This window comes from Williamsia sp. z34, assembly GCF_059553395.1.
In genome coordinates, this window is sequence record NZ_JCANWW010000008.1 from 188,971 (window position 1) to 202,188 (window position 13,218).

11 protein-coding genes and 1 tRNA gene are annotated in these 13,218 nt (G+C 61.7%); 9 read left to right on the top strand and 3 right to left on the bottom strand.

Annotated elements, in window-relative coordinates; genetic code table 11:
• Positions 1–330 precede the first annotated feature (330 nt).
• Positions 331–555: a hypothetical protein gene (locus tag AC51GT_RS20095; RefSeq protein WP_496329935.1), complete on the top strand. Its 225-nt coding sequence runs from the start codon at positions 331–333 to the stop codon at positions 553–555.
• Here AC51GT_RS20095 and AC51GT_RS20100 read toward each other — a convergent pair.
• The 3 genes from AC51GT_RS20100 to AC51GT_RS20110 form a co-directional block, all read right to left on the bottom strand.
• Positions 537–1,178, bottom strand: coding sequence for a DUF6461 domain-containing protein (locus tag AC51GT_RS20100; RefSeq protein ID WP_496329936.1), 642 nt, complete (start codon positions 1,176–1,178; stop codon positions 537–539). The genes AC51GT_RS20095 and AC51GT_RS20100 overlap by 19 nt on opposite strands.
• A gap of 484 nt (positions 1,179–1,662) precedes the next feature.
• The gene (locus AC51GT_RS20105) at positions 1,663–2,127 is read right to left on the bottom strand and encodes a hypothetical protein (RefSeq protein WP_496327140.1); all 465 of its coding nucleotides are present in this window, start codon (positions 2,125–2,127) and stop codon (positions 1,663–1,665) included.
• A gap of 662 nt (positions 2,128–2,789) precedes the next feature.
• Positions 2,790–2,863: transfer RNA gene (locus tag AC51GT_RS20110), tRNA-Leu, on the bottom strand.
• A gap of 151 nt (positions 2,864–3,014) precedes the next feature.
• Between AC51GT_RS20110 and AC51GT_RS20115 the strand changes: the two genes are divergently transcribed.
• The 8 genes from AC51GT_RS20115 (at position 3,015) to AC51GT_RS20150 (ending at position 13,216) form a co-directional block, all read left to right on the top strand.
• Positions 3,015–3,671 (top strand): TetR/AcrR family transcriptional regulator, encoded by a 657-nt coding sequence (locus AC51GT_RS20115; RefSeq protein WP_496329937.1) that lies wholly within the window; start codon positions 3,015–3,017, stop codon positions 3,669–3,671.
• Between the two features lie 33 nt (positions 3,672–3,704).
• Complete coding sequence (locus AC51GT_RS20120; RefSeq protein ID WP_496329938.1) at positions 3,705–4,883, top strand: oxygenase MpaB family protein; 1,179 nt, start codon at positions 3,705–3,707, stop codon at positions 4,881–4,883.
• Between the two features lie 162 nt (positions 4,884–5,045).
• A complete protein-coding gene (locus AC51GT_RS20125; RefSeq protein WP_496329939.1) occupies positions 5,046–7,370 on the top strand; it encodes an MMPL family transporter in 2,325 nt (774 codons plus the stop codon).
• Complete coding sequence (locus AC51GT_RS20130; RefSeq protein ID WP_496329940.1) at positions 7,339–7,980, top strand: TetR/AcrR family transcriptional regulator; 642 nt, start codon at positions 7,339–7,341, stop codon at positions 7,978–7,980. Before AC51GT_RS20125 ends, AC51GT_RS20130 begins: the two co-directional genes overlap by 32 nt.
• A 305-nt stretch (positions 7,981–8,285) precedes the next feature.
• Positions 8,286–9,881, top strand: a complete 1,596-nt coding sequence (gene gadC, locus AC51GT_RS20135) for a glutamate/gamma-aminobutyrate antiporter (RefSeq protein ID WP_496329941.1) — start codon at positions 8,286–8,288, stop codon at positions 9,879–9,881.
• Positions 9,882–9,947: 66 nt separating this feature from the next.
• Positions 9,948–11,363: a glutamate decarboxylase gene (gene gad / locus AC51GT_RS20140; RefSeq protein ID WP_496329942.1), complete on the top strand. Its 1,416-nt coding sequence runs from the start codon at positions 9,948–9,950 to the stop codon at positions 11,361–11,363.
• A 69-nt stretch (positions 11,364–11,432) separates the two neighbouring features.
• Positions 11,433–12,194: an SDR family NAD(P)-dependent oxidoreductase gene (locus AC51GT_RS20145; RefSeq protein ID WP_496329943.1), complete on the top strand. Its 762-nt coding sequence runs from the start codon at positions 11,433–11,435 to the stop codon at positions 12,192–12,194.
• A gap of 149 nt (positions 12,195–12,343) precedes the next feature.
• The gene (locus tag AC51GT_RS20150; protein ID WP_496329944.1) at positions 12,344–13,216 is read left to right on the top strand and encodes a Bax inhibitor-1/YccA family protein; all 873 of its coding nucleotides are present in this window, start codon (positions 12,344–12,346) and stop codon (positions 13,214–13,216) included.
• The last annotated feature ends 2 nt before the right edge of the window (positions 13,217–13,218 follow it).

Genomic DNA, 13,218 nt, shown 5'->3' on the forward strand with positions numbered 1-13,218 from the left:
GAGATTGAAAGCAGCTCCGGCGGATATTGTAAAGATGAGACCTAGGAACAACAATAAGACGACGCCAGAAATTCCTGTTGCCGTATATCGAAGCGTCGAAAACCTAATTGTTTCGGTTCATAGCTGTGCATTCTCCCGGGACATTACGTCATGTGGTCCTTGCTGACGCGTCGCTTGCGGCGCGGCGGCGCGTACCGCAGCGCGGTGGGCTTGATGTGGCCTCACCTGGGGGCTTGACGGTAGTTGACATGCATAGGGTCTATTGTCGCAGATCGCCAAGAACGTCCACTGAGCTGTGAGTTCGTACTAGGTCATCGGGGCACAGGGGCAATGATCGCCAACCGGCGGTTGCCCGAGCTACTCACGTGTGGCAGCGGGTTGCCGCCCGTCGTCGATCAGCGGTCCATCGACGCCACCACACCCGGCGACACCGCTCCCCGGACCACTGATGACAGGGGGCAAGAAGACCTACCAGGTCTGGCGACCGTAGCCCTTGGTTCCGAGGACTACAAAGAAGGTAACGGGGTAGCCGTAGCTCAGGTCGAGGCGTCGTGAGGCGCGACGGCGACTATGAACGTGGATCGCGTCAACAGTTCAGGAGTGATGCGTACCCCCGTGAGGCGTTCTGCGAGTGCGAAGGAGCCTGCGACGTGGTGGAACTCAAGGCCAGGAGCTTCGGTGAGGTCGATGCCGCCTACCTCTTCAATCAGTCCGATGATGTAAGTCCGAGACTCTTCGGGCTGACGGTTCGCAAGAATGCCCCGGAGATCAGTCTGGGGGAGTAGTGGTTCGAATGAGATTCGCTGAGCTCCCCCAGACCACCACACGAATCTGTCCGCGCCATGCGCGACAACCTCATCGTCAATAATGATGCGGCCCATCGAGATCTCTGAGATACCAAGATAGCCGGGTGCTTGAATCATGATCGTCCAGCCGTCGCCCGCGTCGGCAACCGCAGCGAGCTGCCGGCCATCTCCGTCGACACCGTGGCGCTCGCCAAGGTCGTAGCCTGCGATGAATGCGTCGCGCGCACCCGTGACCGTCAGCCGGTCGTCGAGGGCGCCGAGCTTTGAAAGTACGTCTTCGGGCGTGCTGTTGTCGACTAGGGCTAGGCAATAACCGTCTGATGTGAAAAATGGCCAGTCTTCAGTCCATAGGTAATCGCGGTAGTCACTCACCGGCACAACCTCCTCACCATGGCGGTGTTTCCGTGCGGGGGCCTCGCTGAGTCGATCAAACTCATTCTTACAATCCGACATGGGAGAACTGTAAAGCGCCGGTCCTTCGTCGCGCAGTGTAAAGCGTCGGGTGGCAGTGACTATACAAAGCCAAAGTCGCGGCACCTGAACCGCATGGAGGGGGCAGATGATGGGGTTCGATACCTATTTCGTCGCTGGTTGACGAAATAGATTGCTACACACTCTTTTACGCCGGTAGTATAGATGCGTCTACCTGCGGGCGCGGATCGTTTCGACGAACGCCAGTCGGCGGGCAGGAAGCGGCTTTGCGTAAGACTGGCACGTGGGTGTCAGGCAGGCCCATCGCAACCTGGTCGACATCCACTACACGGTCGTCGGCGCCAATGGACCCGACGTCAAGGCTGCATTTCGTCACTGCTGACAAAATGCATTGTGCAGCGATGACTTACGCCGATAACATAGATTACGTCGGTTGTGGACTCTGCATTGCTTGCAGGGGGTCGCTGTGCGGTCTCGGTGGGTAGAGGACCCCAGCGGCAACGACTGTGACCGTCGGTACCGCAACCCACACGGTGGCCTCGCGCGTTGCACCGCCCAGGATGGCGAAGGCGATCGCGATCTCCAACCCGATGAGGCCGCCGGCCACCAACCCGAATGCCATCCTGAGCACTCGATTTCGTCGGCGCCAGCTGGCCAGATCCGGCGCGAGAGCTCGTAGCGACACTGATCCAAGAGACCACAGCGTCAACGCAGCGAGAGCCCCGGCAGGCAGCGCCATGAAAGCCCCCATAGCGGCACCGGGAACGGTGGTGGTCAGCTCGCCGCCCAAGACCGCGCCGGCAACAGCCGCAGTCGCCAGCGACAGACCCCAGACCGCATGAGTCCATCGCGGCGACAACTCGACCGCTACGTAACCGCTCGCACTCATGAACTCACACTAGTCATGGGCCAGGCGCTTCGACGGTTGCGCGGCAGATGCGTTCCAGCGACGCGCTGGCGCAAAAAGAGGGCTCGTTCAAGGCTGCCGGCGTGAGCGCGGACCTAAATGGGGTTACATATCGTCACTGGTGACAAAAGTGGTTGTTAGACAAGGTATTACGCCGATAATAGATATTCCGTCAAGTAGCGGCTACGACGGCGGGCGGCTGCCCTACTTGGGGGTCAACTCTCATACCGGATGGCAACTACGTGAGACTTTGACAGCCTGATTGAGACTCGGTGACGTGAGATGTCGAATGCCCCGGCGTGGGCATACGCCGTCCTAAGTCTCGCTGTGGCTGTCGCCTGCGCTGGCCGTGAGCGTTAAACCGGCGTCCTTCAGCCGCTGTCGGCGGGTAGGGCTTCTGTGTAGTCCGGGTCTGTCGCCGCTCTCGAGACCTCTAGCGATGAGCGCCGGAGCCCGAACATCCGGGTGTTCCAGAGATTCCTTGGATACAAGCCGGGCGATGACGCTTCAATCTGCAGGCACATTTATGGCGGGCGATCTCGGCGGAGCTACGGCTTAATCAACGCCGTTGCCGAGCAAGCTGCGTACCCACTGCGTACCGGGGTTGCATGTGTATGCATATACCACTCTGACCTGCACATTTGTGCCCCCAGTGGGATTCGAACCCACACTTGACGGATTTTAAGTCCGTTGCCTCTGCCAGTTGGGCTATAGGGGCGTGCTGTGAAGCCTGATCAGAATCTCATGGACGGCCACGGCACATGCGACACGGGTTCCCCGTCGGGGCGAGTTGGGCAGGTCGGTGCCACATTGTGGGAAGGTCGGTGCCGAGACCTAGGACTTTGTACCCTGATGGCAAGATGCCACGCATGTCGGAACCATCCGCCCGCCGCAGCAGGGGGCGACCACCGGGACCCGGTGTTGACATCGACTCCCGTCGTGAAGAACTGCTCGACGCTGCAGAGTTGGAAATCGCCGGGCATGGTTCGGACTTCGGACTGGCCGGTGTGGCCAAGCGTGCGGGCCTGACCCGATCCGCGGTGTACGCGGCATTCACCGACCGTGATGACCTGTTGACAGCGCTCACGCGTCGTCACGCCAATCGGATCACCGCGGATATGGCCGCGGTGCTCAACGAGGTCAAGGACCCGCGAGTTCAGACCCGGGCGACGGTCGATGTTCTCGCCCGCTGGATGGAGGACAATCCGCAGCTCTCAGCCGTTCTGGCGCCAAGAATGCAGGCCGGCGTCGGTGATTCCCAGGTCACGGGGTTCCTGGAATACATCTTCGATATCGCGTTCACCCAGATCGACGGGAACCGCCGAGCGGCCGCGCCGTGGGCACGCGCCGTCATCGGTGCGATCTGGACCGCGGTGCAGTGGTGGAGTGAGACGCGCACGATGGAACGCGGTGAGCTCGTCGACCATGTGACCGACCTGATCTGGGAGGGCTTCTCGGGCGTGGGCGGCGCGGCCGTCTCCTTGCCCGACGTGCATGCCCCGAAACGTGACCACCCAGGTTCTTGACGACCTGCACTTTTAAAGATCACGATGTTCGTTATGAGGGCATCAGAGATCACCGGTGCGGCCAACTGGGAGTCGGTCCGGTCTCGGCATCCCGAGCTGGTCGACCAACTCGACCGCGGCCTGCGTGAAGGAGATCCGCTTGCTCAGGCGGTCATCGTCGAGATGCGCGAGCGGGCCGATTACGGCGGGGCGGACATCCAGAAGGTTCTCGATGATCCCGTCGCCCGACGTGCGGATGCCCCACCGTGCCTGCGTGCTCTGCTCGACGCGGCTTCGGAATTGCCGCCGTGGTTCGACCCGGCCCTGGCGCATGCCGGTGCACGCGCCTGGTGGAAGTTCGGGACGTTGCAATCGAGCACGCTCTACCAGTCGCTGATCTACGGCTATCAGGCTCCGGGCTTCGTTCGTCCACTGGTCGTCACCGGCCAGCTGGCCGAGAACACGTACGACCGGGTGCTCAGCACCGGACGGTGGGTCGCCCTCGCGACCGCACCCGGGCAGATGGTCCCGGGAAACGAAGGCTGGTCGAACACGTTGCGCATCCGCCTGATTCACGCCATGGTGCGAGACCACATCGCATCATCGGGGGAGTGGGACGAGGATGGCTGGGGAGTGCCGATCAATCAGACGTATACCGCCCTGACGATCGGTGCGGGCTTTTGTGCATTGCCGATGACCATCGCCGGGGACTTCGGGATCCAGTACTCGGCCGCCGAACGTGAAGCAATCACGCACATGTGGCGGTGGATCGGCCACATCATCGGAGTGGGCGAGGCGTTGTTGCCCGTCAATTTTGCTGCGGCACAAGACCTTTTCTCGGTCGGCGCGGAGTTCGACCTCGAACCCGACGAATGGTCGAAGACCTTGACCCAGGCGCTGTTACGCGAGGGGTACCGGCTGGACCTTCCCTTCGTCCCCACCGTCGTGACCTCGATGGTGACGATGATGCTGCGGCCCATGTTGTCGATGTCGTTCTCGTCCATGTCGACCCGGTGGGTGGAGAAGCCCGTGGCCGGCAAGATGGGCCTACGCCGAACGCCGCTGCACCACGTTGTCGAACTGATGCGTCCTGCCGTCCGCCTTCGTGAGGTCATCCGGGTGATCGGATTCCTGGGCGACGAAGAACGGGTGGTGAATCGCGAGATGCGGGCGGTCATGCGCAATTTGGGCATGAGCGCCGAGGAAATCCGGATGATCGGATCCGCGGCCTGAGGCTCCGGCGGCGGCGTGCGACCGGCGGCGCCCCGGGAGCGGGCATGCCACTCGACGAGAAATTCGCCCACCTGTTTTGCAAGGCTAGAGACCATTGACCATCGTAAGATAGGGCTGTTAACTTAACGACGATCACTTGAGAATCCCCGAAAGGATGTCCCGGTGTTGTCGTCACTCGCTCGCGGCGTTATAGCTGCGCCCAAACGTGTCCTGGGTGGCGCGCTGCTCATCTTGATCATCTGCGGGGTTCTCGGATCGTCCGTTGCCGGAGAACTTGCGGCCGGTGGCTTTCAGGATCCGAGTTCGGAGTCCGCCAAGGCGATTTCGATATTGGAGGACGAGTTCGGACGTGGCGGGCTCCAAGTGGTGGTGCGCCTACGAGATTCCGACACCACCAACATCGCCGACAGTGACGAGGCCCGGGCAGCAGCAGATGCGATCATCGCCGAGCTGGAGGACATGGAATTCGTTCAGCGCCCGATCATTTCGGCCTGGACCAACCCGGAGGCGGCATCGGCCCTGATTTCCGCCGATCGCACCTCGGGACTCATCGTCAGCACGGTATCGGGCGGGGATCGCGATGCCGCGGGGAACGGGCAGAAGATCGACGACCGGTTCACCGCTCCCGCGTTCGCCGATCAGTTCCCGGATGTCGACGTCCTGGTCGGCGGGCAGGCGCTGGTGTACTCCCAGGTCAACGAACAGACCAGCCGAGATCTGTTCATCGCTGAAGCAGTGGCGATACCCATCAGCTTCGTCCTGCTGATCTGGGTGTTCGGCGGGCTCGTCGCAGCGGTATTGCCGTTGGCGATCGGCATTTTCGCGATCATCGGAACGACGGCGGTGCTTCGCGGATTCACGCTCTTCGCCGACGTGTCGGTCTTTGCGCTCAATCTCACGACAGCTCTGGGTTTGGCGCTGGCCATCGACTACACCTTGCTGATCATCAATCGGTACCGCGAAGAGGTGCACGCCGGCCACGACCGCAACGAGGCGTTGGCGATCACCGTGCGGACAGCGGGTCGCACCGTGCTGTTCTCCGCGGTGACCGTTGCCTTGTCGCTTGCCGCGATGGGTATCTTCCCGATGTACTTCCTGCGATCGTTCGCCTATGCGGGTCTGGCTGTGGTCGCCCTTGCCGCCGCCGCGGCGCTCATCGTGGCACCGGCCCTGATCGTGTTGCTCGGCGACCGGATCGACTCTCTCGACGTCCGCAAACCCATCCGCCGAATGTTGCGCAGACCCGAACCCCGGATCCTCGAGCCCGAGGAATCGATGTGGTACCGCAGCACCCGATTCGTGCTGCGCCACGCGGTTCCGGTGGGGCTGGCAGTGGTGGCGCTGTTGTTGGTCCTGGGTGCACCGTTCCTCGGCATCAAGTTCGGATACCCCGACGATCGGGTGCTGCCCTCCTCGGCGACGTCCCGAATACTGGGTGATGAACTGCGCAACGACTACTCCCAAAATGCCTCTGCCGCAGTCAACATCGTCATCCCGGACGCGGCGCGGATGGGTGATGACGACGTGGCCGGCTACGGACAAGAACTCTCCCGGGTTCCGGATGTCACCGCGGTCCTCACGCCGGTCGGGACATTTGTCGACGGCCAACGTGCCGGTCCCGGCGGCGCGGATATGGCGGCCGGGGACGATGCGTTCGTCACCGTTTCCTCCACGGTCGATCCGTTCTCCACGCAGGGTTCCGATCAGCTCGACGCACTGCGCGCCGTGCCGACGCCCGAGGGGATCGACCCACTGTTCAGCGGACTGGCCCAGTCCAACCGCGACAACGTCGACAGCATCATCGATCACCTGCCCGAGGTGTTCGCGGTCATCGTCGTCACCACGTTCGTGCTGCTGTTCATGCTGACCGGGTCGGTGCTCCTGCCGCTGAAAGCACTGGTACTCAACGTGTTCTCGCTCAGCGCCACGTTCGGCGCCATGGTCTGGATCTTCCAGGAAGGGCATCTGGGTGGCCTGGGCAGCAGTACGACCGGAACCCTGATCGCCAACATGCCCGTGTTGATGTTCTGCATCGCCTTCGGGTTGTCGATGGACTACGAGGTGTTCCTGTTGTCGCGGATCAGAGAGGAATGGCTCAAGTCCGGCAGAACCCGGGCCGACAGCGATCGTGCCGTTGCCCTCGGAATCGCCCGCACCGGCCGGGTGGTGACGGCCGCGGCACTGCTGATGGCGGTGGTCTTTGCCGGTATCGCGTTCTCGCAGGTCTCGTTCATGCGGATGTTCGGCGTGGGGCTGGCCTTGGCGGTCCTGATGGACGCCACCCTGATCCGGATGTTCCTGGTTCCGGCCTTCATGAAGGTCGCGGGTCGGGCAAACTGGTGGGCGCCTGCGCCGCTGCGTAAGTTCCACGACCGTTTCGGTCTGAGTGAGGAAGGTGGACATGACAACCGAGCGACTTCGCAGGAGGAGATCTCCACGCGGCTCGGGGGAGCAGTTGCGAGCGGAGATCCTCGCAGCGGCAACTGATCTGCTGTTGGAGACCGGCGACGAGTCGGCGGTGTCCATCAGGGCGGTGTCCGATCGGGTGGGGGTCTCACCGCCGTCGATCTATATCCACTTCGCTGACAAGGACACGTTGATCAGCGAGGTCGTGGCGAGCTATTTCACCAGGCTCGACGAAGTCATGCGCCGGGCCGGTGCCCAATACGAGGACAGCTGGCAGGCCGCGCATGCGCAAGGCTTGGCGTATGTGCGTTTTGCGGTGGAAAACGCCGAACTGTACCGGGTCGCCACGATGAAGCAGTGTCCGGAAGGAACCGATGCGGACGCCGTGCTCGGCGAATCGGCATTCGTACATTTCGCCCAGACCATCGAGCGGCTGATGGACGAAGGGATCATCGACAAAGGTGACCCGACACCGGTGGTACTCGAATTCTGGACGGCCGCACACGGCGTCGCCGCACTGATGATCGCCAAACCGTATTTGTTCGCCGATGACAACTACGACCTGGCCGAGCGGGTACTGACCTCGGTGAGCCTCGGTCGCGTCACCAAGGACCTGATCGGCCGGACCGCCGGACCGCAGGAGATCCGGAAATACGTTGTGGAACAACGCGCGAAACGCACATCCGACTGACCGCCTTTGTTGACGCAGTCACGACATACGAGTATCGGACTTGTTGTGTCGCGTGATGGACCTTGGTAATTCGGGAAAATGACTTAGGTAATATGCGCTATCGACTCAGGTAAACGCCAAGGTAAGTCGATTTGTTTCGTGACCGAATGGCCAGGTGTATTTGCCGTTCTTGCCCGGTTTTGATTCCTCTTCTATGTGGGGTCTTTGACATATTTCCTTTCTGGATCGCGATACGCTGGCGATGCCAAGCAGGGGACTAATGGATCTGGTGGTGTCTCCGACTTCTCGATGAGAAAGGAACAGGTATGACTGCTCCTAAGGCTCCTCCGAAGACGCTGACACTCTTCGGTTTCTTTGCAATCACCGCGTCGATGGTCATGACCGTCTACGAATACCCGACATTCGCGACATCTGGTGTGAGCCTGGTCTTTTTCCTTTTGCTCGGCGGCTTCTGTTGGTTCATCCCGGTGGCGTTGTGTGCCGCCGAGATGGCTACGGTCAAGGGTTGGGAAGAGGGCGGTATCTTCAAATGGGTCGGGGCAACGCTGGGTGAGCGATTCGGATTCGCCGCCATCTTCTTTCAGTGGCTGCAGATAACCGTCGGATTTGTCACGATGATTTACTTCATTCTCGGTGCTCTGGGTTATGTCTTCGACTGGGATCAGCTTGACGAGGTTCCGTGGATCAAGTTCGTCGGGGTGTTGGTGATTTTCTGGTTGCTCACGTTGAGCCAGCTCGGTGGCACCAAGTACACCGCCCGGATCGCGAAGACCGGTTTTGTCGGTGGCGTACTCATCCCGGGAGCTGTTCTGATCATCTTGGCTATCGCATACCTCGCCACCGGTGGTAAGTCGGATGTCGAGATCAGTGCCGACAAGCTGGTGCCGGACTTCAGTGAGATTTCCACTCTGGTGGTGTTCGTGTCATTCATCCTGGCCTACATGGGGGTTGAGGCCAGCGCCAGTCACGTCAACGAAATGGTGAACCCGAAGCGGGACTACCCGTTGGCGATGTTGATGCTCGTCATTGCCGCGGTGGTTCTCAACACTGTCGGAGGCCTTTCGGTTGCGGCAGTTGTACCCGAGAGTGAACTCTCGCTCAGCGCCGGCGTGGTCCAGACATTCTCCGGGCTCCTCGAACATTTCAGCCACAGTCTTGTCTGGCTCGCGAAAGTGCTGGCCGTGATGCTCGCCGTCGGTGTCATGGCCGAGGTGAGCGCCTGGGTTGTCGGCCCGGCCAAGGGCATGTACGTGACTGCTCAGAAAGGCATTCTGCCCAAGTCGATGCGCAGGGTGAACAAGGCCGACGTCCCGGTCAACTTTGTAGTCGTGCAGGGAGTGATCGTCTCGGGCTGGGCAGCACTGCTCACCTTTGGTGGCGGCGCAGGCAATGTCAGCTTTTTCACCGCGATCGCCCTGACCACGGTCATCTACCTGGTCGGCTACCTCCTGTTCTTCGTCGCATACATGGTCCTCGTCGTGAAGAAGAAGGATCTGAATCGCGCCTACCAGATTCCCGGCGGCACAGTGGTCAAGCTGATCGTCGCAGTGGTCGGGTTCGTCGTGTCCGGATTTGCCCTGGCCATCAGCTTCGTCACCCCCTCGACCTTGGCGAAGAGATATGACACGGAATACACCGGCATATTGGTCTGCGCGTTCGTCGTCGCCGTATTGCTCCCATTCGTTATCTATGCGGTCCATGACAAGAAGACTCATCCGCACTTTGTCGAGCCGATTCGGCTACGTCATCCCGACGTCAACAAGTTCGTCCCGCCGATTGCCCGTGGTGAACATGTGATGTTGACCGCTGGTGAGGATGTGCTGGATCAAACCGATACCGCGAGGGACAACCCGGATGGCCCCGCTCCATCCGCGGCAGCGGCCGACACGAGTCGCACATGATCTGCTGGGCACTCAATCTCACCATCCATGCAAGAAATCCTCTGACCCGCTTCCCGAGGGAGAGTCATGTCTGAACCGATCAGTCCCAACGAGTTCCGCGGACGTGGTGTCGGCAACAGCGATTCGCTGTCGTTGAACCCCATATTCGCGCGCCCCGGAGAGGCCACCGACCTCCCGAAATCACGGGTACCGACCTCGGAGTCGCTGCCCGAGACGGCATACCAAATCGTTCATGACGAAGCGATGCTGGACGGGAACTCGCGGCTCAATCTCGCCACCTTCGTCGGCACCTGGATGGATGACCATGCCGCCCGCCTGTACACCGAGGCCGCCGACAAGAACATGATCGACAAGGACGAGTATCCACAGACCGCTGCGATCGAGACCCGTTGTTGGACAATGCTTTCCGACCTGTGGAATGCGAGTGATCCGGAAAGGGCGATGGGTACGTCCACCATCGGTTCGTCCGAGGCCTGCATGCTTGGCGGTCTGGCGCTCAAGCGGAGGTGGCAGAAACGCCGTCGCGCCGAGGGCAAGTCGACCGAGGCTCCGAACCTGGTGCTCTCGAGTGCAGTGCAGGTGTGCTGGGAGAAGTTCTGCAACTACTTCGAGGTCGAGGCCCGGCTGGTGCCCATCACGCTCGATCACAGAACGCTGGACGGGCACGAGCTCGACAAGTACGTGGACGAGAACACCATCGGCGTCGTTGCCATCATGGGCGTGACATATACCGGGGCGTACGAGCCGGTCGCCGAGATCAGTGCGGCACTGGACAAGATCGCGGCCGATACCGGCGTCGATGTCCCCATCCATGTCGATGGTGCGTCCGGAGCGATGATCGCGCCTTTCTGTCAGCCGGATCTGCTGTGGGACTTCCGTCTCGACCGGGTCGCGTCGATCAGCACGTCGGGCCACAAATACGGTCTGGTCTATCCCGGCGTGGGCTGGGTGGTCTGGCGTGACAAAGCGGCGCTGCCGGACGAACTGGTCTTCTACGTGAGCTACCTGGGCGGAAACATGCCCACGTTCGCACTGAATTTCTCCCGGCCCGGCGCGCAGGTGCTGCTGCAGTACTACATGTTCTTGAGGCTGGGGTTCGAGGGCTACAAGCGTGTTCAACAGCAGTCACTGGCCGTCGCCCAGTACCTGGCGCGCGAACTGGAGAAGATGCCGGCATTCGAGCTGTGGAACGACGGTTCCGATATCCCGGTCTTCGCGTGGATGCTGAAAAAGGGTCATACCGACAAGTGGGATCTCTACGACCTGTCGGACCGGCTGCGGATGAAGGGCTGGCTTGTGCCCGCCTACCCCATGCCCGACGACCTGGCCGACGTGACGGTCCAACGAATCGTCGTCCGTAACGGCTTGAGCCACGATCTGGCCACCGCGCTGCTCGCGGAGATCAAGACCGAGGTCGAGTTTCTCGACCGGCTCGAGGCGCCGATACCTCGGGAAGGTCAACCGGTGGCGTTCCACCACTAGGACCCCACGCCGAAGCCGGGGGTGACCAAATCGGGGTGAACGTGTTCTAGTTTCGCTACTGTCTGCGATATGGGAGTCCTAGAGGGAAAGATCGCGCTGGTCACCGGCGGCGGCAAGGGTGTCGGTTTCGGTATCGCGTCCGCGCTGAGCAAAGAAGGTGCCGACATCTTCATCTGCGGGCGGCACCGCCGGCCACTGGTGGAGGCAGCCGAGCAGTTGGCCGGCAACGGGGTGCGCGCGGAGTATCTGGTCGGGAACGTCAGTGAGGCGGACGACTGCGCCGCGATCGTGCAGGCCTGCGCCGACCGGCTCGGTGGCGTCGACATCCTGGTCAACAACGCCAATGACGCGATGCCGATCCCCCTGCTCGACGTGACCGACGAAGACTTCACCCGCTTTTTCCAGACCGGCCCGCTGGCCGTGTTACGTCTGATGAAGGCCTGCCATCCACTGATGGTGCAGCGGGGCGGGGGATCGGTGATCAACCTCGTCACGTCGGCGGCGGTGCGCTGGGACATGGCGACGTACGGTCCCTACGCCGCGGTGAAAGAGGCGACCCGGTCCCTGACCCGAGCAGCCGGATGCGAGTGGGGCAAAGACAATATCCGAGTCAATGCCATTGCACCCCATGCGATGACGCCGTCGCTGCAGTGGTGGACGGACACCTACCCCGAAGAGGCCGATGCGTTTGTGAAGAGCATTCCGCTCGGCCGGATCGGTGATGCAGAAGCGGATATCGGTCGGATCGCGGTGTTCCTCGCCGGCCAAGATGCCAGCTACCTCAGTGGTGTCACGATTCCGGCCGACGGGGGGCACAGTCGCTGGGGCTGATGGCCACTACCGCCAGCTTTGCCGAACACGGGCCCGTTTTGGGAAGAAAGCTGCCTGCGCCGAGGTTCAAGAGAAGGTAAAGTCGGAACTCGAACGTCACTCGGCTCGTTGAGTGGACATCAGCTTTGCAATCAGAAGGGACCAATACGGTGCGTGAAAGCAGCAATCCGGTGATGCGCGGGGTCGTGCGCAGCAACCAAGGCCCGGGTGGGTACGCCGGCTTTGGCGCTGGTGCCGCCGGCGCCGGGCAGGCCGCAACCTGGAACCAGCATGGGGGAGCGCCCTCGGCCGACCCGTATGCACGGCCGGCACAGCCGGTCGGTTCCCGAACTCTGACCATCGACGACGTGGTGACCAAGACGGCCGCCACCCTGGGCGTGCTGATCCTGTCGGCCGCCATCTCGTACTTCTTCACCACACAGAACGAATCCCTGGCCACACCGCTGATGCTTGTCGGTGCGTTGGGTGGCCTGGCTCTGGTGCTCGTCGCGAGCTTCGGACGCAAGCAGGACAACCCGGCCATCGTGCTCGGCTATGCGGTCCTCGAAGGCATGTTCGTCGGCACCATCTCGTACGTCTTCGCGAACTGGGTTGTCGCTGATGACGTCAGCGCGGGAGCGCTGATCGGGCAGGCCGTACTCGGAACGTTCGGTGTGTTCGCCGGCATGCTCATCGTCTACAAGACGGGTGCCATCCGCGTCACCCCGCGTTTCACCCGGATGATCTTCGCCGGCCTCGTCGGTGTGCTGGTGCTGATCCTCGGCAACCTGATCATCGGCTTGTTCAACGGTGGCTCGGGCCTCGGCCTGCGTGACGGTGGACCGATCGCGATCATCTTCTCGCTCGTCTGCATCGCGCTCGCGGCGTTCAGCTTCCTGATCGACTTCGACGCCGCCGATCAGCTGATCCGTTCGGGCGCTCCGTCGAAGGCCGCATGGGGCATCGCGCTGGGCCTGACCGTCACCCTGGTCTGGCTGTACGTCGAGATCCTGCGACTGCTGAGCTACTTCAACTCGGACTAGTT

Coding starts and splice junctions, on each gene's coding strand:
- AC51GT_RS20095 (WP_496329935.1), top strand. CDS start 331: ATGATCGCCAACCGGCGGTTGCCCGAGCTACTCACGTGTGGCAGCGGG.
- AC51GT_RS20105 (WP_496327140.1), bottom strand. CDS start 2,127: ATGAGTGCGAGCGGTTACGTAGCGGTCGAGTTGTCGCCGCGATGGACT.
- AC51GT_RS20115 (WP_496329937.1), top strand. CDS start 3,015: ATGTCGGAACCATCCGCCCGCCGCAGCAGGGGGCGACCACCGGGACCC.
- AC51GT_RS20120 (WP_496329938.1), top strand. CDS start 3,705: ATGAGGGCATCAGAGATCACCGGTGCGGCCAACTGGGAGTCGGTCCGG.
- gadC (WP_496329941.1), top strand. CDS start 8,286: ATGACTGCTCCTAAGGCTCCTCCGAAGACGCTGACACTCTTCGGTTTC.
- gad (WP_496329942.1), top strand. CDS start 9,948: ATGTCTGAACCGATCAGTCCCAACGAGTTCCGCGGACGTGGTGTCGGC.
- AC51GT_RS20145 (WP_496329943.1), top strand. CDS start 11,433: ATGGGAGTCCTAGAGGGAAAGATCGCGCTGGTCACCGGCGGCGGCAAG.